We start from the raw sequence: 22,533 nt of genomic DNA, 5'->3' as shown, positions 1-22,533 counted from the left end.
CCGAGTTGCTGATCGAGGGGAGCAAACCGTGAATCCTGAACACAATGACAAACGGATCGTCGTCATCGGCGCAGGCGTGGCCGGACTGTCCGCCGCGCTCGCCGTTGCCGGAAGCGATCATGATGTGGTCCTGGTGACCAAAACCGAACTCGTGGAGTCCAACACCTACCACGCGCAGGGTGGCATCGCCGCGGCCATCTTCGCCGACGACGATCCGAAACTGCACGCCAAGGACACCATGGCTGCCGGACACGGTCTGTGCGAACCGAAGGCCGTGGACATCCTCACCCGCGAAGGCGCCGACCGCGTACGCGAGTTCGCCGCAGCCGGCGTGCGGTTCGACCGCGACGCGGACGGCCACATGCTCCGAGGCCTGGAAGCCGCCCACTCCCGTGCCCGTGTGGTGCACGCCGGCGGTGACGCCACCGGGCGGATCCTCGAACTTGACGTGTCCGCCATGGTGCGTGCCAATCCGCGTATTCACATCATGGAACATGCGTTCCTCAAGGACCTGATCGTGCGCGACGGTGTGATCGCCGGCGTACGGCTGATGGTCGGTTCCGGGCCCGATGGTTCCCATACGGTCACGGACCTTGACGCCGACCGTGTAATCCTCGCCACCGGTGGCGCCGGACGCATGTATCCATACACCACCAATCCGCAGGTGGCCACCGCCGACGGACTCGCCGCAGCCCTGCGCGCCGGAGCCCAGACCGCCGACCTCGAGTTCTACCAGTTCCATCCCACGGCACTGGCGGTGGGCGAGCACTTCCTCGTCTCCGAAGCGGTGCGCGGCGAAGGCGCGGTCTTGCTTGACGAGCATGGCGAGCGCTACATGACCGCCGTGGACCCACGTGCCGAGCTCGCCCCGCGCGACGTGGTGGCTCGTGAAAACTTCCGCGTGATGCAACATCAGCAGGGACGCCCGATCATGCTCGACGTCTCGCCGATGCGCAAGGAGAACCCCGATCTCGCCGCATTCCTGAAGCATCGATTCCCCACCATCGACGCCTACACGCGTTCGCTCGGCTTCGACTGGAGTCGCGAACCGATCCCCGTGGCGCCCGCCGCACACTACTACATGGGCGGCATCCGCACCGATCTCAACGGTCGTGCCAGCATCCCCGGCCTGTACGCGGCCGGCGAATGCGCACGCACCGGCGTGATGGGATCGAACCGACTGGCATCGAACTCCCTGCTCGAAGGACTCGTGTTCGGCCGCCGTGCCGGTCTCGCCGCCGTGCACGACCACGACGGCACAACCTGGGATCCCGTACCATTCTCGAACTCCGCCACCGGAGCATTGACGAACAATGATCCGATCGTATTGGACACGCCAAACACGTCGACCAACGATGTTGCCGCTGCGTCGATCTGGGATCGCGATCACATCGAACAGACCATGTGGCATGACGTCGGCGTACTGCGCGACGATCATGGTCTGCGCGACGCCGTCGACCAAATCGGTAACGCACTGGCCGCAGCCAATGCCACGGAGTCCGACGCCGCCGCAAACAATGCGCCCGTCACGGAGAACGCCGCCGCAACGGTCACCCGACTCGAGAACCGCAACATGCTCACCGTCGGCTACGTGGCCGCGAACGCCGCGCTGAACCGCACCGAATCCCGCGGCGCACACGCCCGCACCGATTATCCGGACGCGCGCGACGAATGGGCCATGTCCACGGCCTACGTGCTGCGGTAGCCAGTCCCTCGCCATCACACAACCAAAGGAATCCCATGCTTACCGAGCACATCATCCGAACCACCATCGAGGCGGCCCTTGCCGAGGACGCGCCATACGGCGACATCACCTGCGAGGCCACCATTCCCGCCGACGCCGTGGGATCGGCACGACTGGTGGCCCGCGAACCCGGCGTGATGAGCGGCATCGACGTATTCGCCACCACGTTCACCGTGCAGAATCCGCGACTCCGCGTCGAACCGGCCATCAGGGACTGCGAGCATTTCAAAGCCGGCCAATCCCTCGCCGAGGTCAGCGGCCCGGTACGCGACATCCTCACCGCCGAACGTGTGGCGCTCAACCTCGCGCAGCGCATGAGCGGCATCGCCACCATGACCGCGGCGTTCGTGACCGAAGCCGTTCGAGGCAACGCCCTGCCCGACGCCGTGACGCCACGCCGGTACGGACACACCCGCATCGTCGACACCCGCAAGACCACACCGCTGCTGCGCCCGTTCGAAAAGTACGCGGTCACCTGTGGCGGCGGGCACAACCATCGTTATGGCCTGTCCGACGCCGTGATGGTCAAGGACAATCATCTGGCCGCGCTCGCCGAACAGGGCATCGACCTGCCCGGCGCGATCCGTCATATCCGCGAGCGCGTGGGCCATACCACGCACATCGAGGTGGAGGTCGATCGTCTCGATCAGATTCCGATGGCGCTCGACGGCGGTGCCGACACGATCATGCTCGACAACTTCTCGCTCGACGACACACGGACGGGCGTGGAAACGATCGGCGGACGGGCGATCGTCGAAGCCAGCGGTAACATGACGCTCGACCGTGTGGCCGACGTGGCCGCCACCGGCGTGGACATCATTTCCGTGGGTGCATTGACGCACAGTGTGCGCAGCATCGATCTGGGACTCGACTATGAGTGACGAGCTCTACCTTGACGCCGCGTCGACCGAACCGGTCGGCCGCGACGTGATCGACGCCATGCTGCCGTTCATGACCGACGCCTACGCGAATCCGGCCAGCGTGCACCGCGCCGGCAAGACCGCGGCCCAGGCGCTGGACGCGGCGCGACGATCATTCGCCATGAACCTGGGCGCACGACCGGACGATGTGATCTTCACATCCGGCGGTACGGAGTCGGACAATCTGGCGGTCAAGGGCATCGCGCTCGCACGTATGGAGCGGATGCGGAGCGCCGCCGGCCCGGCGCTTCGTCCACGCGTCATCATCTCCGCCGTGGAGCATCCGGCCGTGGCCGAATCCGCGGCGTGGCTGGAACGATTCTTCGGATTCGAGGTGATGCGCGTTCCCGTGGATTCCGCGGCGCGCATCGATCTTGCGGCTTTGGAACGGGCGGTTGCCGTTGACCCCGAGCACACGGCGCTCGTGTCGGTCATGCTCGCGAACAACGAGGTGGGCACCATCCAGCCGGTCGAGGACGTGGTCCACATCGCGCATGTAGCCGGGGTGCCGGTGCATGTGGACGCCGTGCAGGCCGCCGGTCAGATTCCGATCCGCATGCGCGACTGGGATGTGGATGCGCTGAGCGTCTCCGGCCATAAGTTCGGTACGCCCAAGGGTCTGGGGGCGCTGTTGGTGCGCTCCCGCACGCCGATCGAACCGCTGCTCAGCGGCGGCGGACAGGAGCGTGGCCTGCGTTCCGGTACGCAGAACGTGGCCGGCGCGGTGGGGTTGGCGATCGCGTTGGACGAGTCGGTGGCGTTCATGCGCGAGCACTGTGCTTCGCTCATCGCCTCGCGTGACCGTTTGATCCATGGCGTACTGGACGTCGTTCCGCAGGCTCGACTTACCGGGGATCCGGAGCACCGGCTGCCGGGGCACGCATCATTCATCTTCCCCGGCGTGACGGGCGAGGCGCTGCTGGTGGACCTGGACGCGCGCGGCATCGAATGCTCGTCCGGTTCGGCGTGCGCGGTGGGGCGGCACGAGATTCCGCCCACGCTGCTGGCCATGGGCCTGGAGCCGTCGGTGGCCAAGTCCGCGCTGCGCCTGACCTTCCGCCGTCCGCTGTCCGATGCGGACGTGGATCGCACCGTCACCGCCATCCGTCGCTCCTGCACCGCCCTCGGACTGTAGCTGCGCAGATTTCCTCGCGCAAATCGTCGCAAAACAGGGCCGTTTACGACCGATTGCGCGAGGAAACCGTGTAGGGGAAGGGCAGTGATGGAATTCCCGGTTTACGGGACAGTCCTTGCGCGGAAAGTCCGCGCGCGATCCTGCCGGGATAATCCAGATCCGTGTAGTAGAAACGGATGATTGCGGCGCCCTGATGTTCCAGGCACCGCTGTCGGTCGCGTTCGTCGTCGACGACGGCGCGGATGGTCCGTCCCGATGTCATGGTCGGGTCGATGTATTTCCGCACGCCGTCGAATTCACCGATGAGCAGGGATCCATCTTCGCGCTTCCATAGATAGTCGACGCGATGCACGCGACGTTGCCGTTGCAGGCATGGGAATTCGACCTGAATGTCGTCCGGCGGGTAGCCGATCGTGGCGAGAACGCCGCGTCCCTCGGATTCCCCGCCGTTTTCGCTGCGCCCATCCGCGAGGTCGAAGACCTCCTCTATGCGGTTTCGATCACGTACATGCGGCAATGAGCATGGGTACGCCTTCAGTGTTGGTGCCGCGACCTTCCCCAGTCGGATCGCTGAATCCAGCTGCGCGAGCGAATAGCGGGTCGGAAGTTTCGCCACGCAATCATAAAGCGTTCTCAGCAGTCCCGTCACCGGAACTCCGTCGGCCATCTCCGTGTCGGGATAGGTGATCGCATAGCGTATCAGCTGTTTGGAGGACTGCCGACGTGTCGGCCGGTCCGAAACGATGCAGATCGGTCCGGTCAGACGGTACGAGCAGTCCAGTCCGTGCATGATCGCCGCCGTGGGACCGCAGAATACCCAGTCCGGATGCATGGAGGACAATGTGCGTACGACATGCCGCACCTGTTCATGACGGTCGAGGGCATTCCAATAGTCGGTGCGCGCATACATGCCGCGGTAGGGGCGCGTCACTGTGCCCGCCTTGACCCGCCGTGCCATCGCACTGGTATCGGCGTCAGTGCGCGGACGGGCGCAGCGCCGCGACTGCTGTGCGGCGTCGAAAAGCAGATTCAGTGCGTAATGGTCCTCCATGGAAAAAGTCTACGTTGGAATCGTCGAAGCCGCAGGTTTCCTCGCGCATTCAGTCGCTAAACAGGGCTGATTGCGACCGATTGCGCGAGGAAACCCACGGCCGCGACGATTTGCGCGAGGAAACAAAAAGGACCTCGGCGAGTTGCAACGTCGAGGTCCTTGTGCGGCGGAGCCGCGGGGAAGGTGATGCCGCCTACTCCAGGCCGATGGAGGCGAGGTTGTGGGTGGTCAGGGCGCTGACGGCAAGGTCTCCGGACTCGGCGGCCAGCTTCACGGCGCGCGGACCGTCGGCGGCGTAGCTGTAGGAGCTCATCGCCTGACGTCCGTCGTTCACGTATACTTCCACGGAGCCGCGATCCACGTACACGCGCAGCTTGAGCTCATCGGCGGCCAGTTCGGCCTCGGTGAGCGGGGCCACACGGTAGCCACGATCGCCGAAGGCGTTGGCCTGACGATCCAGCACCACGCCGCCGATCTGATCATCGTAGGCCACGTACGTGTAGGAGCCGTCGGCAGTGGCGTGCACCTTGAGGCCGGCGCGCTCGGCGGTGGAGTGCTTCAGGTCGATCGTCAGCTCGATCTCCATGGCCTCCGCGTCCTCGGCCACCACATGCTCGGTGCCGGACTTCACGTCCACGGCGCCCAGCTCGGTACTGTCCGTGCGCAGACCGGTCATTTCGGTGGCCGGCACGGTGTGGATGTCGCCATCCTCGCCAAGGTACACCTCGCGCGGCAGGGTAAGCTGGCCGCACCAGCCTTCGTCATCCAGCGGGATGGGCTGCACGAACGGGCTGAGCCAGCCGTACATGATCTGACGGCCGTCGGTGTTGTCGTCCGTGTCACCAGGCACGGTGTTGAACGACTGCGGGGCGTAGTAGTTGTGGCCGCAGTCCCACAGGCGGAACTCGGTCTCCGGCTTGAACTGGCCGCCGGGCTCCCACGTGCCGATCATGTATCCGGCGTTGTTCACGTTGCGGTTCATGAAGCCGTTCTTCTTGGCGCCCATGGCGGAGAAGCCGATGACCCACTTCTCGTTGCCGTCCTTGTCCTTCACGGGGAAGAAGTCGGGGCACTCGAGCATGAACACGTCCGGATCCGGGTGCTCGAACAGCACGGTCTTGAACGTCCACTCGACCATGTCCTCGGAGGTGTACAGCCACATCTGGCCGCGCTGCTCGGCGGAGCTCACGCCGAACGTCATGTACCACACGCCGCCGGTCTTCCACACCTTCGGGTCGCGGAAGTGCCAGTGCACCTGATCGCGCGGGCAATCGACGACCATGCCCTTCTTCTCGATGCGGGTCAGTTTGTCGTCCTCCGGCTCGGCGAGCATCTGCACCTGCCATTCGCCGCCGGTGCCGTCCACGCCGTTGGCCCAGCGGTGGCCGGTGTAGTAGAACTTCAGATCACCGTTGTCGTCGATCACGGCAGAACCGGAGAACACGCCGTTCTTCTCCTCTTCGAGGCTCGGCGCCATGGCGATGGGTTCTCGTTTCCAGTGGATCATGTCGGTGCTGGAGACGTGGCCCCAGTGCATGGGTCCCCATTGGGTGCCGTAGGGGTGGAGCTGGTAGAAGACGTGCCAGCGTCCCTTGTAGTAGCAGAGGCCGTTGGGGTCGTTGATCCATCCGCCGTTGGAGGCGATGTGGAACTTGGGGTACCAGCGGTCGTTGCGCTCGGCGGCCAGTCTGGCCACGCCGGCCTCGGCCTTGGCGAGCTCGGCGTCGTGATCCTTGATGGGGGAGTAGGTGGGCTTGAAATCACTCATCATTGAATTCCTTTCAGTGGCTTGGGTTGTGCGAAGGGCCTCCCCATCGCCGTTGGAGGGGAGACCCTGGAGCGATCATTTGGATTCGGCCTTGGCCGCTTCCATCTGACGCAGCTGCTTGTCGGTGTAGAACGGATCGCCGCCGACCTCCTGATCGTCCTTCTTGATCACGAAGATGCCGTAGATCAGCGCGCACAGCACGATGGCGGAGATGACCCAGAAGGTCACGCGGGAACCCATGTCGTTGTTCGGCAGCATCTGGGACATCTTGTCGTGGAAGGCGCCCAGCGGGGTGGAGAAGATGACCTGGCCGACCTGCGAGGCGATCTGGAAGCCCACCATGTACAGCGTGGCGGAGAGCTTCGTGTCGAAGTGCAGGGTGAAGTAGCGGAATGCCGGCAGGCAGAACAGCGGCACCTCGATGGAGTGGAACAGCTTGACGATGGAGACGGTGATCGGGTCGTGGAACACGCCGCACAGGCCGATACGCAGGAACATCACGGTGGCGCCGAGCAGCAGGGCGTTACGCACGCCGATCTTCTTCATGATGATCGGAACCACACCCATCATGGCGGACTCGAGGAACACCTGGAAGCCGTTCAGGGTGCCGTAGGTGGCGTTGCCGATGGCCTCGGTGGGGAACAGGTTGGCGTAGTAGGTGGGGAACATCTGCTGGTCGAACACGGTGTAGAAGGTGTTGGTCAGCAGCATGAAGACGATGAGCACCCACAGGGTCGGCATCTTGAGCACGGCCACCATCTCCTTGAAGGAGGGGTTGGTGGGCTCGGCGTTCGGATCGGATTCCTTCTTCAGCTCGGCCTTCTGCTCCTTCGGCACCCAGAAGGCGTAGACGAGCAGCATGCACACGCCGAAGACGGAACCGAGCCAGAAGTTGAAGAGCGGGTTGATGTTGAAGAGGAAGCCGGCGCACAGTGCCACGATGGCGTAGCCGAAGGAGCCCCAGGCGCGGGACTGGCCGTATTCGAAGCCGAACTTACGGGAGTAACGCTCGGTGACCGCCTCGAACAGCGAGCATCCCGACATGAAGCCCGCGGAGAGAACGATGGCGCCGATGAATGCGCCGATGTAGCGTGTGGTGCCGCCGGCGAGGATCATCGGCGCGTAGACGAACTGCACGAACGGGCCGACGCATGCGGCGACCACGGAGACGAAGATCACGAGCTTGCGCTTGATGCCGAGCTGGTCCTGGATGGTGCCGTAGATGAACATGATGACCAGGGTGGCCAGCGAGTTGATGGAGTAGATGGTGCCGACCTCGGCGTTGGTCAGGCCGACGCCGGAGATGAGCCAGCGCTGGAAGAAGGACCACCAGATGCCCCAGGAGCAGAAGAACAGGAAGATGCCGAAGGAGCTCTGCAGATACGATGGGTTCTGCCAGACCTTGGTTTTGTTAGCCATTATCGTTTCCGTTTCTCTCGTTTCCTCACGGATCGCTGCCTTGCGATTCGTGTGATCGGTTCGGACCGTTGCGGTGAGGCGTTCGGTTCGTGACGGTCGCCTCATTGCTGTGGTCGTATTAACGATGTTAATGCGTCAATCGATTTACGTCAAACGATTGACGTCAATATTTCCAGTGTATTGCTGCCTGCAAATGTTTGCATCGGCAAATTTTCAACGGAATATGTGTCGAATGGGTGTATTGCCATCGGCGTGTCGCATTGCCGATGATCGCGATTGCATAGGCGACGACGATGTCGCCCGACGGCAACATCGTCGTCGATGAGCCTGGAAAACGGTGGTGCCGGCCGAACCGCGGGAGCGCGTCGTCGCGGACATCCGTGGTTCGGCCGGTCGGCCCGGCTTGGCGTATGGCGTTGCGTGGTGGCACCGGTCATACGGTGCCACCGACTCAGTCCTAGTTCTGGTCCTCCAGACCGATGGATCCGAGCGTGTGGATCCGCAGCGCCGAGATGGCCAGCGTGCCGGACTCCGACGTAATCTCCAACGCGCGCGGTCCCTCCGACGGGAAGCTGTAGGAACTCATCGCCTGCTCGCCGTCATTGACGAACACTTCGATCGAACAGCGATCCACGAACACATGCAGCTTGAGCATGTGACTAGTGAACGGCGCCGCACGGTAGCCGCGATCGCCTCGCGCGTTGGCATGACGGTCGAGCACCACGCGATGCGTCTGATCGTCGTAGTACACGCAGGTGTGCGCGTTGTCATCGGTCAGCATCAGCTTGAGTCCGGCGCGTTCGGCCGTGGAATGGTTCATGTCCATTTCCAGTTCGATCTCGGCGGCCTCGACGTCGTCGAGCAGACGGAAGCTTTCGTTGACGCCCACCACGAACGGGTCGAACTCCATCGTGGTCTTGCGCAGGGATTCCAGTTCGCGCGCCGGGTGCGTGCGAATGCAGCAGTACGAGTCCAGGCTGATCTCACGCGGCACGGTGAGCTGGCCGCACCAGCCGTCGGCCTGCATGGGCACGGGCGGCACGAACGGGCTCATCCAGGCGTACTGCAGGCGACGGCCGTCGGGCGTGGTCATGGACTGCGGCGCGTAGTAGTTGTGCCCCCAATCCCACATGCGGAACTCGGTGCGCGGCTTGAACTCGTCGCCGGGCTCCCACGTGCCGATCACGTAGCCGGCGTTGTGCACGTTGCGGTTGGCGAATCCGTTCGGGCGCTCGCCCATGGCGGAGAAGCACAGCACCCAGTATTCGTTGCCCTCCTTGTCCTTGAGCGGGAAGAAGTCGGGGCATTCGAGCATGTAGACGCTCGGGTTCGGGTGACGGTACAGCACCTGTTCGAAGTGCCAGATGCGCATGTCCTCGGAGGAGTAGAGCAGCACCTCTCCGCGGCGGTCGGCGGTGCTCATGCCGAAGACCATGTACCATACGCCGTTCTGCTTCCACACCTTCGGGTCGCGGAAGTGCTTGAATCCCTCCGGATTGTCGATGATCACGCCCAGCTTTTCGAAGTGGACGCCGTCGTCGCTCACAGCCGCGCACTGCACCTCGAGGTTTTCGTCGGCGTCGTCCACGCCGTTGGCCCAGCGGTGGCCGGTGTAGAAGATCCAGAGTCGCCCATCGTCGCCCGTGGTGGCCGAGCCGGAGAACACGCCGGCGCGTTCGGCCTCGAGGCTGGGTGCGAGGGCGATGGGTTCTCGTTTCCAGTGGATCATGTCGGTGCTGGAGACGTGGCCCCAGTGCATGGGTCCCCATTGGGTGCCGTAGGGGTGGAGCTGGTAGAAGACGTGCCAGCGTCCCTTGTAGTAGCACAGGCCGTTGGGGTCGTTGATCCATCCGCCGTTGGAGGCGATGTGGAACTTGGGGTACCAGCGGTCGTTGCGCTCGGCGGCCAGTCTGGCCACGCCAGCCTCGGCCTGAGCAAGGGCCTCGTCATGGTCGACGAATTCCCGATTGATGTCATTCATCGTTGAATGCCTTTCTCCCTGCAATCGTCAAACGATTTACGATTATAGTGGACGACACGAGGGCGGCATCTGTTTATGCGCAATTGTCCGAACATGTGCGGTTTTGCGGCGAATCGAACATCGACGATGTCGCAAAACCGCGGCCGGACGACGTAATCCTGACAATGTCATGCGCAACTTTGCACATGAATGACATCATGCGTCATGATGCGTTATGACGCGCCACCGATTCCTTGCTGATCAGCGTGCAGTGGATCCGCGCCGGGGACGCATCCAATGGCGGCAGCGGCGACAATCCGCCGTCGGGTACCATCACGTCGGGCTTCGGATCGTGGCCTTCGATCATCGACACGAGCTTGAGCGCACCCCAGTAGCCCATCTCATAATGCGGCAGATCGACGGTGGTCAGCAGCGGGGCCAGCGTCTCGGCGAACACACGATGATTGTCCACGCCGACCACGCTGACGTCGCGGCCGATCTCAAGACCGCGCTTGGCCGCGCACTGATAGACGTACCATGCCCGCGCATCGTTGAAACAGAACACGCCATCCGGTTCGGCGCGATCAAACAGCCTGTCCACCGCGTCGAGCGCCGGACGGTTGAACGTCACGCCGATGTCCAGCGTCTTGTCGTAGTCGATGCCAGCCTCCGCGAGCGCGCGACGATACCCCGCACGACGGCCCAGATCGGCCACGTACACGCGATCGCAGGCGCCGATATAGGCGATGCGACGACAGCCGGCCTCGATCAGATGACGGGTCGCGTCATAGCCGATCGATTCCTCGTCGGGTACGATGTACGGCACGCGTCCGGAGTCGTCGATGCCGTCCAACAGTACGGTGGGCAGCTTCAGCAGACTATTGGGTACGGTCGTGTGCTGATCGTACATGCGCGCGTACATGAAACCGTCCACGCCGTACTGGCGCAGCGTGGCGATCTCCCGCTCCTCGAGATTCCTGTCGCCGTTCGTATTCACGGTGAGCAGCATGTACCCCATCGAACGCGCGGCATCCTGGGCGCCGAGAATCAGTCGTCCGGCATAGGGCGTGGTGGCGATCTCGTCGCTGACGAACCCGATGATCCTCGTCCGGCTGGTCCTCAGGCTTCTCGCCAAAGGATTGGGCTTGTAGCCCGACGCCTTCGCCTCCGCGCGAACCCGCTGCGCGATCTCAGGCTTGACTCTTCCGGTATCGCGATCGTTCAGCACCAAAGAGACCGTCGATACCGAAACCCCCGTACGTTCGGCAATCTCCTTCATCGTAGTCATAGTTACAACATTATACCGCATCGCATGGGGGTTTGGTAGCGAGGTATGGACTAATTCCGCTCTTCGTCCAGAATGTGGTCCACGAGTTCCACCTTGCGACGGATCTGGCCGCTCACGCCCGGACGCATATCCATCTGCAGACTCACCTGCGTACGATAGCCGTGATCGTACAGCACGAACGCCGCGCGCTTGACCATGGCCAGCACATCGTCATAATCACCCTCGATATCGGTGCTCATGGCATGGGTGCTGTTGTCCAGACCGGACTCGCGAATCACGCGGATCACCTGCGCCACATACTCGCTCAGCTCCTCGCCCACACCAGTCGGCCAGATCGTCAGCTGGGCCATCGTATTGACATAGTCGGGGGAGTCCGGTCCCAGCAGCACACCGCCCGCCGGACGCGGCGCCGGAGCATGCACGGCATCGCCGTTCGCGCCCTTCCACGCCTCGACCAGCTCCCTCGTAGCAGCCTCGGGATCGTCGGCGCCGGCGATGGCCGACACCACGAACCAGCCGGCCGCACCGGCGCGGGCCAGAGGCGCCACATCCGCAAGCTTCACACCGCCACCGGCCACCACCGGATAATCGCTGATCGCGCACAGACGGCCGATCGCCGCGATCGAATCCGAATCATCCGCGGCCTTCTCGATCAACGTGGCCTCCGGCTTGGTATCGGTGGGATGCACCGCGCCCGCACCGATATAATCCACCACGCCGGCCGGCAGATCCTCGATGATGTCGAACAACTCGGTGGTGTTCGCGGACAGGCCCACGATCGCGTCCGGACCGAGCAGCCTACGGCACTCGGTGGCCGGCACGTCGGTCTGGCCTACATGCACGCCGTCGACCTTGATGCCCATGTTGCGTGCGGCAAGCACCGCGTCCAGGCGGTCGTCGATAAGCAGCGGCACGGTATCGCTCTTGCCGGCATCCGCGATCACCTGCGCGATGTCACGCGCCATGGCAATGATCTCGCCGGCGTCGGAATGCTTGGCGCGCAGCTGCACGATGGTCACGCCGCCACGCAGCGCCTCCGCCACCACATCGGTGACCGGACGGCCATGCGTATCGTCGGGCCCCAGCACCAGATAGGCGGAAATATCAAGCGTGTCACGCATCGATGCGTACGGGAAACGAGTAGTCATATATATGCTCCTTAGATCTCAATGAAACGATCAGCCATAGATCGGCGACTGCGCGATCTCATCGGCCGTGGTATTCCACAGCGCATCAAGAAACGCCACCTGGAACGAACCCGGACCCTCCGCCACGCGCTCGGCGCTGTCCGCGGCACGGTTGTAATGCAACGCCGCAGCCAACGCGGCGACCAGCGGACGGGCCACACACGCATACGTGGCCGTCACGCCGCCCAACGAACAGCCGGCGCCCGTGATCTTCGTCATCCACACGCTGCCACCGGGCAAACGGAAGTCGCACTCGCCGTCGGTGACCAGATCCACGGCGCCGGACACCGACACCACGCCGCCGGTGAACCGGGCAAGCGCATGGGCCGCGGGAATCGCCGCGTCGATCTCGTCATGGGCCTCCACGCCGGCACGCGACTTGGAATCGGCACCGTCAAGACCCCAGATGCCGGCCAGCGCGATCGCCTCCGACGCATTGCAGCGGATGATCGTCGGCGGCGTTTCATGGAACGCGCGCAGGATCTCGCCGCGCAGCTCACCCGCGCCGGCGCCCACCGGATCGAGCACCCACGGCAGTCCGCGTTCCACGGCGTCGCGGGCCGCCGCAGGATATTCGGTGCGGAACTCGGCGAGCAGCGTGCCCATATTGATATAGGTGGCCTTCGAAGCTCCGGCCGAATCCAGCGCACCGGCCTCCTCACCGCTGTAGTGCATGGCCGCGGTGCCTCCTACGGCGAGCTGGGCGTTCGCCACGAAGTTGATGGTCACGAAATTCGTCAGCGACTGGGCGAGCGGCGTGGTGTCGCGCACGGCGTCCACGGCAGCCGCGATCTCGGCGCGCAGCGGATCGTTCACGGCGATGTTGCCCGCGGCGACGGTGCCGTTGCCGGTGGAATCATGGGAATCAAGACTCATGGAAAATGCCTCCCTACGATGGTGTTGACCAACAGGTTCCAAGGGTCAGGCGCGTCGCCTTTCTCAACCCTTCCGGGTTCCCCTGCATTGTGCCATCGACGCTATGCCGTCGTTCGGACAACCCGCGTGTGGCGCCCCTCGGCCGCGGATCCCATGCTGTCAGCGCGTGCCGATAGACTCAAGGGCGCAAAACAAGACCCCAAACCGTTCAAACCAGAAGGTGCATTGTGGCTCAGTCCAAACTTGATGAAGTCGTATCCCTCGCGAAGCGTCGCGGTTTCGTGTTCCCCGCCGGCGAGATCTACGGCGGCACCCGTTCCGCATGGGATTACGGCCCGCTCGGCGTGGCACTCAAGGACAATATCAAGCGTGAATGGTGGCGCTCCATGGTCGTCACCCGTCCTGACGTCGTGGGCGTCGACACGTCCATCATCCTGCCCACCCCGGTGTGGGTCGCCTCCGGCCACGTCGCCGTGTTCAACGACCCGCTGGTCGAGTGCCTGAACTGCCACAAGCGCAACCGCGCCGACAAGCTCGAGGAGTCCTACGCCGAGAAGCACCACGATCAGCTGCCGGAGAACGGCATGGCCGACATCGTGTGCCCCGACTGCGGCACCCGCGGCAAGTGGACCGAGCCCCGCGACTTCAACATGATGCTGCGCACCCACCTCGGCCCGGTGGAGGACGAGAACAGCCTGCACTACCTGCGTCCGGAGACCGCGCAGGGCATCTTCGTGGACTTCAAGAACGTGATGACCTCCTCCCGTTCCAAGCCGCCGTTCGGCATCGCCAACATGGGCAAGTCCTTCCGCAACGAGATCACGCCCGGCAACTTCATCTTCCGCACCCGTGAGTTCGAGCAGATGGAGATGGAGTTCTTCGTCGAGCCCGGCACCGATGAGGACTGGCACCAGTACTGGATCGACGCCCGTACCCAGTGGTACCTCGACCTCGGCGTCAAGCCGGAGAACCTGCGCCACTACGAGCACCCGAAGGAGAAGCTCGCCCACTACTCCAAGCGCACCGTGGACATCGAGTACAAGTTCGGCTTCCAGGGCTCCGACTGGGGCGAGCTCGAGGGCGTGGCCAACCGCACCGACTTCGACCTGTCCGCCCACGCCAAGCACTCCGGCGAGGACCTGAGCTACTTCAACCAGGCCACCGGCGAGCGCTATGTGCCGTACGTGATCGAGCCCGCGGCCGGTCTGACCCGCTCCCTGATGTGCTTCCTCGTGGACGCCTACGACGTGGATGAGGCCCCGAACACCAAGGGCGGCGTCGACAAGCGCACCGTGCTGCGCCTCGACCCGCGTCTGGCCCCGGTCAAGGCCGCCGTGCTGCCGCTGAGCAAGAAGCCTGACCTGCAGAACGTGGCTCAGAACCTGGCGAACGACCTGCGTCAGAACGAGTGGATGATCGACTACGACGAGTCCGGCGCCATCGGTCGTCGCTACCGTCGTGAGGACGAGATCGGCACCCCGCTGTGCGTGACCGTCGACTTCGATACGCTCGACGATCAGGCCGTGACGATCCGTGATCGCGACACCATGAACCAGGAGCGTGTGGCGCTCGACAAGGTGGCCGACTACGTGGCCGCCCGCATCGGCGAACACCGTACGCACGTGCCGCTCAAGCCGGTGTCCATGGGCGGCGACGCCTGGCCGGACAGCGTGCACATTCAGGAGGCCGGCGGCCTGTACTAAGCGGCCGCCGCTATGCCGATCGGTGCGAACGGTTTGTGTGATCGCACTGGTCGGCGTTGATCGCATAGTGGCCTGGTCGTGGGAAGCGCCTGCGTGTTCCCCACGGCCATGACATCGCAAGACATCGCATGACATTCGACTGGTGGGGTGCGCCCGGAGGCGCTTCCCGCCAGTTCGTTTCATAGGCGTTTTCTCGCGGACCGCGGGAGACATCCGAGAAAAGGAACCATGGAAGCAGAAGCAACCGTCAGCAGCATTCCCGCCGCCGAGCCCGCCGGGGTGGCCGAGTCCGTCGCGTCCGCCGTGACCATGCCGCCGGTGGACCTTGGCCCCGTTCACGTCGCGACGCCGGTGGTGTTGTCGCCCATGGCGGGTGTGACGAACTGGCCGTTCCGCGTGCTGTGCGAGGAATATGGTCCCGATGGTCTGTATGTGGCCGAGATGATCACGGCGAGGGCGTTGGTGGCGAGGAATCCCAAGGCCCTGCGACTGTGCCGTTTCGCGCCGAGTGAGAAGATCCGCTCCCTGCAGCTGTACGGCGTGAGCCCGTCGATTGTGGAGATGGCGGCTCGCATCGTGGTCGACGAGCATATGGCCGACCATGTGGATCTGAACTTCGGCTGTCCGGTGCCCAAGGTGACTCGTCGGGGTGGCGGTTCCGCGCTGCCGTGGAAGACGGAGCTGTTCCGCGAGATCATCCGCCGCGTGGTGAAGGTGTGCGCTCCGGAGAACATTCCGGTGACCGCAAAGATCCGCGTGGGCATCGACCATGAGCATGAGACGTTCCTCGAGGCCGGCCGCATCGCCCAGGAGGAGGGCTGCGCCGCGGTGACGCTGCATGCGCGCACCACGGCCGAATACTATGGCGGGCATTCCGACTGGAGTCGCATCGGCGAGCTGGTGGATGAACTTGACATTCCCGTGTTCGGCAACGGCGACATCTGGAGCGCCGAGGACGCCCTCGCCATGGTGCGCCAGACCAGTTGCGCCGGTGTGGCTATCGGTAGGGGGTGCCAGGGTCGTCCGTGGCTGTTCGCCGATTTGAAGAACGCCTTCGCCGGTTCGCCTGAGCGGGTGAATCCCACGTTGGGTGAGGTGGGACAGGTGATGATGCGCCACGCGACGCTGCTCACCGAGTTCTACGACGGCGACGAGACCATGGCCGTGCACGATCTGCGCAAGCATGTGGCGTGGTATCTCAAAGGGTTCCCGGTGGGGGGTAGCACGCGCCGAGCGTTCATGGAATGTGAAAACTTGGAGGATGTTCGTCGGCGCATCGACGAGCTCGATCCGAGCATTCCGTTCCCCGAGGCGGCGGAAGGCAAGCCCCGAGGCCGCGTACGCTATGCGAAAAAGGTTCATCTTCCCTACGGATGGCTGGATTCCCAGGAGCTGACCGAGGAACAGCGTCGGGACGTGATCAGCGCGGACCCGTTGGACGCCTCGTACTGATCAAAAGCGCGTACACGCTATAAAATAAACACGTTTAGACGGTAATACTGCGATAGAGTTAGACATAACCGTGAGTGACAGGAGCATACAGTGAGCGACATTGCCCAGGCTGAGAACTTCAGCGATAAGACCCTCATCAAGGTCGTCGGTGTGGGCGGAGCCGGCGGCAACGCGGTGAACCGCATGATCGCGGAGGGCCTGCAGAACGTGGAGTTCGTTGCCATCAATACGGACGCCAAGGATCTGCTGCGTTCCGATGCCGATGTCAAGATCTCCCTTTCCGATGCGTCCAGCCGTGGCCTTGGCGCCGGTGCCGACCCGGAGAAGGGCGCCAAGGCCGCCCAGGACCACCAGTCCGATATCGAAGAGGCGCTCAAGGGCGCCGATATGGTCTTCGTTACCTGTGGCGAGGGCGGTGGCACCGGTACCGGCGCCAGCCCGCTCGTGGCCCGCGCCGCCCGTCAGCAGGGTGCGCTCACCATCGCCGTGGTCACCCGTCCGTTTAGCTTCGAGGGTCCGCGTCGTTCCGCGTCCGCGGATTCCGGCATCGAGAACCTGCGCAAGGAAGTCGACGCCCTGATCATCATCCCGAACGATCGTCTGCTGGACCTGTCCGATCGCTCCGTCAGCGTGATCGACGCCTTCAAGACCGCCGACTCGGCACTGCTCGCCGGCGTGCAGGGCATCACCGATCTGATCACCATGAACTCCTACATCCACGTGGACTTCTCCGATGTCACGGCGATCCTCAAGGACGCCGGCACCGCACTGTTCGGCATCGGTTCCGCGCGGGGAGAGGACCGCGCCAGCCAGGCCGCGGAGATCGCCATCAGCTCCCCGCTGCTCGAGGCCAGCATCGAGGGCGCCCACGGTGCGCTGCTCAACATCGCCGGCCCGACCGACCTCACCCTGCAGGAGGCCAACGAGGCCGCCGAGCTGGTGCGCGAGGCCATCCACCCCGAAGCGCAGATCATCTGGGGTCTGGCGCTCGACGACTCCTATGGCGACGAGGTGCGTGTCACCGTCATCGCCGCCGGCTTCGACGCCAAGAAGGGCGTGGAAAGCTACCGTCCGGCCGACCGCTCCGACGTGAAGGTGCCCCAGCTGCCCGAGCTGCACCTGACCAACGGCGCCGTGCAGTATGCGCAGAAGCCCTCAGGCGAGGACCAGCAGCCGGCGCATAAGGCCGCGGCTCCGGCTCCGGCCCAGCAGGCCGCTCCGCAGCAGCAGCCGATCCAGACTCCCGCGGCTCCGGTGAACCCGGTGCATCAGGCTCCGCAGCAGCAGACCCCGGCCCACACGGCCATGCCGTCGTCCACGACCATGCCGGCCGTTCCGTCATATGACGATGCGACGAACGAGCACGTCGCCGTCCCGCGCACCCCGAGGATCCCCGATTCCGAACTGGGCGATCTGGACATCCCCGACTTCCTGCGCTGATCGATAGTACTGGAGGGTTATCATGGCCGGTTTCATGAAGAACGCGATGACGTATCTCGGCATGGCGGACGTTGTTGACGACGATGACGATGTCGTGCCCGAGGAGACCGTGGTGGACGAGTCTCCCTCGTTCGATTCGGATCGCAGCGTGACGCCGGCCGCTCCCACACCCGCTCCGGCGGCGGCCCCCAGCCGCTCCCGCACCACACCGTTCAAGGGACAGCTCAATCGGATCACCACAATCCACCCCAAGTCCTATGAGGAGGCACAGCTGGTGGGCCGCGCCATCCGCGACGGCGTGCCCGTGGTGCTGAACCTCACCGGCGTGGAGGAAAGCACCGCGTATCGCATCGTGGACTTTTCCGCCGGCGTGGTCTTCGGCGTGCGCGGATCCATCGAACGCGTGACGCCCCGCGTGTTCCTGCTCAGTCCGGCTCAGGTGAACATCAAGGTCGAGGAGACTCCGTCGTCCTCGAACTCCGACATCTTCGGCGCCTGAGCGGCACGAATCCGACCTCGCGGAACATCGAATTCCTAGCTCCCGTCCGTTTCCCATTCGGCGAACGTTCAGGGAGCGCGGGCCGGTCCCTGATACGGTGAAGGCATGAGTTTTGTTGTTCTTCTGCGCCTTCTGCTGAGTTTCCTGATCGACGCCTATATATTCGTGCTGTTTGCACGCATGATTCTCGATTGGGTGCGTGTGTTGGCTCCCCGGTGGTATCCCAGGGGAGTGGTGTATTCCCTGATCGACGTGATCTACCGACTGACCGAGCCGCCGCTGCGATGGCTCCGCCGCTACATCAAGCCGCTGCCGCTCGGCGCGATCTATCTCGATGTGAGCTTTATCGTGCTGTATTTCGCACTGGTGCTGCTGCAGGTGCTGATCTAGGTTCCGGGCCGTGCCGACACGGTCCGGCGCGAGCGCCCATGGCGGGATGCCGAAGGCCTGAATGAGGGGTGGGCGAAGACACCCCCGAAAGCCACGCGCAAATGGCGCAACGCCTAGACAGTCACGGGCTACGTGCTAGCATGGTTCCGATACGTAATTTCATAAGCTCCCTATGAGCTGAGAGTGAGGTTGGGATCTGCAATGGCCCTGTTGACACCGAATGATATTCGTAACCATATTTTCCAGACGGTACGTTTCAAGGAAGGCTACGACATCGACGAGGTCGATGACTTCCTCGATGAGGTTACCGAAACGGTGGAGGCACTGGGAAGTCAGGCTGCCCAGTCGGGTTCCACCCAGTCTCTGGGACCGGATGTGGCCGCGCTGAACGAGAAGATCTCCCAGCTGACCAACGAGAACAGCCAGCTGAAGGACCAGCTGGCCCAGGCCCAGCAGACCGCTCTGGAAGCCAAGACGAATGATTCCGAGCAGGTGCAGGCGCTGGCCAGCCAGAATGCCCAGCTGAAGAGCCAGGTGGATCAGCTCAACGCCCAGATCGACCAGCTGACCGCTCAGTCCGCCAAGAGCGACGGCGCCGCCAGCCAGCTCGAGGCCGAGCGTCGCCGTGCCTCCGAGGCCGCCAACCAGCTGCAGGCCGCCAACGGCCAGATCCAGACCCTGAACGGTCAGCTGCAGTCCGCCAAGCAGCAGATCGCCGCGCTTCAGCAGGCCCAGAACACCGCCAACGGCCAGAACAACGACCAGATCGCCGCGCTGAACCGCGAACTCGAGGCCTCCAAGGCCCGCGAGGAGCAGCTGCGCCAGCAGCTCTCCAAGGTCGAGCCCTCCACCGAGACCGGCAGCCTTCGCAAGATCGCCGGTGCCGGTGCCGGCGCCACCACCGAGCCCGAGCGCGCCACCGCCATGCTCGCCCTGGCCATGCAGCTGCACGACCAGTACGTCGATAAGGGTAAGGCCCAGCGTGACCAGCTCATCGCCGACGGCCAGGCCAAGCACGAGGACGTCATCCAGAAGGCCGACGCCTACTCCAAGCGCATCCACCAGGATGCCGACGCCTACTCGCAGCGCGTGCATACCGAGGCCGACGCTTACGGCAAGAAGACCCGCAACGATGCCGACGTCTACCAGGCCAAGACCCGTAACGAGGCTGACGACTACTCCGCCAAGACCCGCAAGCAGGCCGACGAGTACTCCAAGAAGACCCACTCCGAGGCCGATGCCTACAGCAAGCAGACTCGTACCGCCGCCGAGCAGTACGATGCTCAGGTGCGCAAGGACACCGAGGCCGAGGCCAAGAAGATCCGCGACGTGGCCGACGAGTACGATCACCGCACCCGCAGCGCCGCCGACGACTACGCCCAGCAGGTCAAGGACAAGCTGTACACCGACTCCAAGGTCATCGAGGGCAACATCGAGGGCCTCAAGCAGTTCGAGGCCGAGTACCGTAGCCGCCTGACCGAGTTCCTCGGCCAGCTGACCACGCAGATCTCCGACACGAACAACTACCAGTCCATGCAGGACTTCAACGGCGGCAACCGCTGATCGTTCCCGACTGTATGACTGAGAACACTGTCGCAAGACGGCCGCGTACCCGCGTGGCCGTCTTCGCATGCGTGGCCCTGGTGGCGTTGGTCCTCGACCGCATCACCAAGAACATGGCACTCGCCTCGTTAAATACCGATCATGACATCAGCGTGATTCCCGGACTGCTGTCACTGAGACTGCTGCACAATCCCGGCGCGTCACTGGGCATGGGATCCTCCACCACGTGGCTGATCTCCCTGCTCGCCATCGTTGCGTCGATCGCCCTGCTCGTGGCCGGCGTGATGACCACGGACAAGCGTTGGGCCATCTGCCTCGGCCTCGCGTTCGGCGGCGCCGTCGGCAATCTCATCGACCGTGTCATGTACGCCACCGGGTTCCTCGACGGCAGGGTGGTCGACTTCCTCAACTACGGATGGTCCGTGGGCAACGTGGCCGATATCTGGCTGATGGTCGCCGGTATCGGACTCGTACTGCTCATCGTCCTTTCCGTGCCGTTCCGGCCGACTCGGGAAGGAGCCGCCGACACCGCACCGCACGCATACGACAAGACGGAGGCGCGCTGATGCCCATCGTTCCAGCACCCGACGCCCTGATCGGCAAGCGTTTCGACGTGGCCGTGGCCAAAATGACGGGGGAATCCCGATCCAAGGCCAGCGATCTGATCACGACCGGACAGGTCAAGCTGCTCGGTCGATCCTGCGACCGATCGACCACGCTGCTCGCCGGCGACATGGTCGAATTCGACATCGTCAAGCAGGAGCGTCAACCCGAACCCATCGCCGACGATATGGCTATCGTCTACGAGGACGACGACGTGGTGATTGTCGACAAGCCGGTGGGTGTGGCCGCACATGCGTCCGTGGGATGGACCGGCCCTACCGTGTTGGGCAGTCTGCTGCATCGTGGCGTGCACATCACCGATTACGGCGCCGCAGGACGTCAGGGCATCGTCAGCCGACTCGACGTGGGCACCAGCGGACTCATGCTCGTATGCAAGTCCGAACTCGCCTACAAGGAGATGCGTCGGCAGTTCTCCGAACACGAGGTCATCAAGACATATCATGCCGTCGCGCAGGGAGATCTCGCCCAGGACAAGGCCACCATCGAGGCGCCGATCGGCCGCGCCAAGGTGTCTGATTTCCGGTTCACGGTCACGCCGAGCGGCAAGCCGGCCGTCACGCACTGGGATGTACTCGAACGGTTCGGCGAGGCCACGCTGGCCAAGATCAACTTGGAAACCGGACGCACGCATCAGATCCGCGTGCACTTCTCGTCGATCGGCCATCCGCTGGTGGGTGACCACATGTACGGCGCCAATCCGAAGCTTGCCGAGGAACTGGGACTCGAACGCCAGTGGCTGCACGCCATGGAACTCGACTTCCGGCACCCCCGCACCCGCATCTGGACGCATGTGGCCTCGCGCTATCCGGCCGATCTGCAGCATGCGCTCGACGTGCTGCGCGCGCGTCACGCCAGTCGTACGGACGGTGCGACGGACGATTAGACGAATGGGCCCGATATTCGCAGGGTGACGTAGCCGAGCACGAGCAGACTGAGTACGATGCCGACGATCGCCATCCAGCATCCTCTGGGCCGTAGCCCTGTCAGTCGATTGGGGAGTCGGCATGAGACCACACCGACGATGCCCGTGACCAGTGACAGCAGGCCGCCGGGCACCAGAAACAGACTCAGCAAGGCCACCACTATCATTTCGAGAGCGCCGTAGTCCGTATACGAATTCTGTCGGCGTAATTCCAGGAATAGGCCCGCGACGAACCAGACCGTCAGCATGCATGGTATCGCGGCGGCGAAGGATATGATCGAGCACACGGACCAGGGGCGGGGATTGGGAACCGGAGCGGTGGCGTAGGCGGTCATGCCGGGCTGCTGGGGCAGCGGCTCAGGCGCCACGTACGGTGTGGAGGACGAATGTCGGAAGGGCTGCTCCTCGTTGGACGCACCGGGCATGCCCGTGCTCGGTATGCCGTCCGGCATGCCGTCGTTGTGAATGGGTACTCGCTCGTAGTCGCTTTCGGGAAACGGGGATGGGAAGGCCATGGTCGGTCCTTTCGATGATTGCGTAGTCGTCTCCTGGGAATGGATCGGTCGATCCGAGGCTCCGTCGTCGGAACCGT

Annotated in this window: 19 protein-coding genes and 1 riboswitch; of the genes, 11 read left to right on the top strand and 8 right to left on the bottom strand. The window is 63.9% G+C overall.

Annotation, left to right across the window (positions count from 1 at the left end; translation table 11 throughout):
• Positions 1–28 precede the first annotated feature (28 nt).
• Genes nadB through D2E23_RS04005 form a run of 3 tightly spaced genes read left to right on the top strand, consistent with a single transcriptional unit; the run spans position 29 to position 3,799 of the window.
• Positions 29–1,705, top strand: a complete 1,677-nt coding sequence (gene nadB, locus D2E23_RS04015; protein ID WP_241227205.1) for an L-aspartate oxidase — start codon at positions 29–31, stop codon at positions 1,703–1,705.
• A 35-nt stretch (positions 1,706–1,740) separates the two neighbouring features.
• Positions 1,741–2,625, top strand: a complete 885-nt coding sequence (gene nadC, locus D2E23_RS04010; protein WP_126029705.1) for a carboxylating nicotinate-nucleotide diphosphorylase — start codon at positions 1,741–1,743, stop codon at positions 2,623–2,625.
• Positions 2,618–3,799, top strand: a complete 1,182-nt coding sequence (locus D2E23_RS04005) for a cysteine desulfurase family protein (RefSeq protein WP_126029704.1) — start codon at positions 2,618–2,620, stop codon at positions 3,797–3,799. The genes nadC and D2E23_RS04005 overlap by 8 nt, the downstream gene beginning before the upstream one ends.
• 43 nt (positions 3,800–3,842) lie before the next feature.
• On the opposite strand, the gene D2E23_RS04000 is transcribed toward D2E23_RS04005, so the two are convergent.
• The 7 genes from D2E23_RS04000 to thiM form a co-directional block, all read right to left on the bottom strand.
• Positions 3,843–4,850 carry a CTP synthase gene (locus tag D2E23_RS04000; protein ID WP_206431988.1) on the bottom strand — a complete coding sequence of 336 codons (1,008 nt, stop codon included), beginning with the start codon at positions 4,848–4,850 and terminating at the stop codon, positions 3,843–3,845.
• 193 nt (positions 4,851–5,043) lie between these two features.
• Positions 5,044–6,618 (bottom strand): glycoside hydrolase family 32 protein, encoded by a 1,575-nt coding sequence (locus D2E23_RS03995; RefSeq protein WP_126029838.1) that lies wholly within the window; start codon positions 6,616–6,618, stop codon positions 5,044–5,046.
• Positions 6,619–6,693: 75 nt separating this feature from the next.
• Positions 6,694–8,037 (bottom strand): MFS transporter, encoded by a 1,344-nt coding sequence (locus D2E23_RS03990; protein ID WP_126029703.1) that lies wholly within the window; start codon positions 8,035–8,037, stop codon positions 6,694–6,696.
• 457 nt (positions 8,038–8,494) lie between these two features.
• Positions 8,495–10,018, bottom strand: coding sequence for a glycoside hydrolase family 32 protein (locus tag D2E23_RS03985; RefSeq protein WP_126029702.1), 1,524 nt, complete (start codon positions 10,016–10,018; stop codon positions 8,495–8,497).
• A gap of 202 nt (positions 10,019–10,220) precedes the next feature.
• Positions 10,221–11,285, bottom strand: a complete 1,065-nt coding sequence (locus tag D2E23_RS03980) for a LacI family DNA-binding transcriptional regulator (RefSeq protein WP_126029701.1) — start codon at positions 11,283–11,285, stop codon at positions 10,221–10,223.
• Positions 11,286–11,335: 50 nt separating this feature from the next.
• Complete coding sequence (locus D2E23_RS11795; RefSeq protein ID WP_126029700.1) at positions 11,336–12,433, bottom strand: MTH1187 family thiamine-binding protein; 1,098 nt, start codon at positions 12,431–12,433, stop codon at positions 11,336–11,338.
• A gap of 30 nt (positions 12,434–12,463) precedes the next feature.
• A complete protein-coding gene (thiM, locus tag D2E23_RS03970) occupies positions 12,464–13,348 on the bottom strand; it encodes a hydroxyethylthiazole kinase (RefSeq protein WP_126029699.1) in 885 nt (294 codons plus the stop codon).
• Positions 13,341–13,442: riboswitch (TPP riboswitch) on the bottom strand. (Overlaps the previous gene by 8 nt.)
• 133 nt (positions 13,443–13,575) lie before the next feature.
• On the opposite strand from thiM, the gene D2E23_RS03965 reads away from it, so the two are divergent.
• From D2E23_RS03965 to D2E23_RS03930, 8 genes are all read left to right on the top strand, one after another.
• Positions 13,576–15,051: a glycine--tRNA ligase gene (locus D2E23_RS03965; RefSeq protein ID WP_126029698.1), complete on the top strand. Its 1,476-nt coding sequence runs from the start codon at positions 13,576–13,578 to the stop codon at positions 15,049–15,051.
• Positions 15,052–15,360: 309 nt separating this feature from the next.
• Positions 15,361–16,503 carry a tRNA dihydrouridine synthase DusB gene (dusB, locus tag D2E23_RS03960; RefSeq protein ID WP_240541530.1) on the top strand — a complete coding sequence of 381 codons (1,143 nt, stop codon included), beginning with the start codon at positions 15,361–15,363 and terminating at the stop codon, positions 16,501–16,503.
• 90 nt (positions 16,504–16,593) lie between these two features.
• On the top strand, positions 16,594–17,943 hold the full coding sequence (gene ftsZ, locus D2E23_RS03955) for a cell division protein FtsZ (protein ID WP_164520659.1): 1,350 nt from the start codon (positions 16,594–16,596) through the stop codon (positions 17,941–17,943).
• A gap of 22 nt (positions 17,944–17,965) precedes the next feature.
• Positions 17,966–18,442, top strand: a complete 477-nt coding sequence (locus D2E23_RS03950; RefSeq protein WP_126029696.1) for a cell division protein SepF — start codon at positions 17,966–17,968, stop codon at positions 18,440–18,442.
• A gap of 105 nt (positions 18,443–18,547) precedes the next feature.
• Positions 18,548–18,832: a YggT family protein gene (locus tag D2E23_RS03945; RefSeq protein WP_126029695.1), complete on the top strand. Its 285-nt coding sequence runs from the start codon at positions 18,548–18,550 to the stop codon at positions 18,830–18,832.
• 201 nt (positions 18,833–19,033) lie between these two features.
• The gene (locus D2E23_RS03940; protein WP_126029694.1) at positions 19,034–20,395 is read left to right on the top strand and encodes a DivIVA domain-containing protein; all 1,362 of its coding nucleotides are present in this window, start codon (positions 19,034–19,036) and stop codon (positions 20,393–20,395) included.
• A gap of 14 nt (positions 20,396–20,409) precedes the next feature.
• The gene (locus D2E23_RS03935) at positions 20,410–20,961 is read left to right on the top strand and encodes a signal peptidase II (protein ID WP_126029693.1); all 552 of its coding nucleotides are present in this window, start codon (positions 20,410–20,412) and stop codon (positions 20,959–20,961) included.
• Positions 20,958–21,902, top strand: coding sequence for an RluA family pseudouridine synthase (locus tag D2E23_RS03930; protein ID WP_126029837.1), 945 nt, complete (start codon positions 20,958–20,960; stop codon positions 21,900–21,902). Before D2E23_RS03935 ends, D2E23_RS03930 begins: the two co-directional genes overlap by 4 nt.
• Here the strand turns inward: D2E23_RS03930 and D2E23_RS03925 are convergent.
• Positions 21,899–22,456: a hypothetical protein gene (locus D2E23_RS03925; RefSeq protein WP_126029692.1), complete on the bottom strand. Its 558-nt coding sequence runs from the start codon at positions 22,454–22,456 to the stop codon at positions 21,899–21,901. The two genes, D2E23_RS03930 and D2E23_RS03925, sit on opposite strands and share 4 nt — an antisense overlap.
• Between the last annotated feature and the right edge of the window lie 77 nt (positions 22,457–22,533).

It is taken from the genome of Bifidobacterium callimiconis, from assembly GCF_003952005.1.
GTDB classification, from domain to species: Bacteria; Actinomycetota; Actinomycetes; order Actinomycetales; family Bifidobacteriaceae; genus Galliscardovia; species Galliscardovia callimiconis.
The sequence above is the reverse complement of the archived record's forward strand: the minus strand, read 5'-3'. Positions and strand labels throughout refer to the sequence as shown.

What these genes read in the sequence shown, in the direction of transcription:
- nadC (WP_126029705.1), top strand. Translation starts at nt 1,741, where the DNA reads ATGCTTACCGAGCACATCATCCGAACCACCATCGAGGCGGCCCTTGCC.
- D2E23_RS04005 (WP_126029704.1), top strand. Translation starts at nt 2,618, where the DNA reads ATGAGTGACGAGCTCTACCTTGACGCCGCGTCGACCGAACCGGTCGGC.
- D2E23_RS04000 (WP_206431988.1), bottom strand. Translation starts at nt 4,850, where the DNA reads ATGGAGGACCATTACGCACTGAATCTGCTTTTCGACGCCGCACAGCAG.
- D2E23_RS03995 (WP_126029838.1), bottom strand. Translation starts at nt 6,618, where the DNA reads ATGAGTGATTTCAAGCCCACCTACTCCCCCATCAAGGATCACGACGCC.
- D2E23_RS03990 (WP_126029703.1), bottom strand. Translation starts at nt 8,037, where the DNA reads ATGGCTAACAAAACCAAGGTCTGGCAGAACCCATCGTATCTGCAGAGC.
- D2E23_RS03985 (WP_126029702.1), bottom strand. Translation starts at nt 10,018, where the DNA reads ATGAATGACATCAATCGGGAATTCGTCGACCATGACGAGGCCCTTGCT.
- D2E23_RS03980 (WP_126029701.1), bottom strand. Translation starts at nt 11,285, where the DNA reads ATGACTACGATGAAGGAGATTGCCGAACGTACGGGGGTTTCGGTATCG.
- D2E23_RS11795 (WP_126029700.1), bottom strand. Translation starts at nt 12,433, where the DNA reads ATGACTACTCGTTTCCCGTACGCATCGATGCGTGACACGCTTGATATT.
- thiM (WP_126029699.1), bottom strand. Translation starts at nt 13,348, where the DNA reads ATGAGTCTTGATTCCCATGATTCCACCGGCAACGGCACCGTCGCCGCG.
- dusB (WP_240541530.1), top strand. Translation starts at nt 15,361, where the DNA reads ATGCCGCCGGTGGACCTTGGCCCCGTTCACGTCGCGACGCCGGTGGTG.
- D2E23_RS03950 (WP_126029696.1), top strand. Translation starts at nt 17,966, where the DNA reads ATGGCCGGTTTCATGAAGAACGCGATGACGTATCTCGGCATGGCGGAC.
- D2E23_RS03945 (WP_126029695.1), top strand. Translation starts at nt 18,548, where the DNA reads ATGAGTTTTGTTGTTCTTCTGCGCCTTCTGCTGAGTTTCCTGATCGAC.
- D2E23_RS03940 (WP_126029694.1), top strand. Translation starts at nt 19,034, where the DNA reads ATGGCCCTGTTGACACCGAATGATATTCGTAACCATATTTTCCAGACG.
- D2E23_RS03935 (WP_126029693.1), top strand. Translation starts at nt 20,410, where the DNA reads ATGACTGAGAACACTGTCGCAAGACGGCCGCGTACCCGCGTGGCCGTC.
- D2E23_RS03925 (WP_126029692.1), bottom strand. Translation starts at nt 22,456, where the DNA reads ATGGCCTTCCCATCCCCGTTTCCCGAAAGCGACTACGAGCGAGTACCC.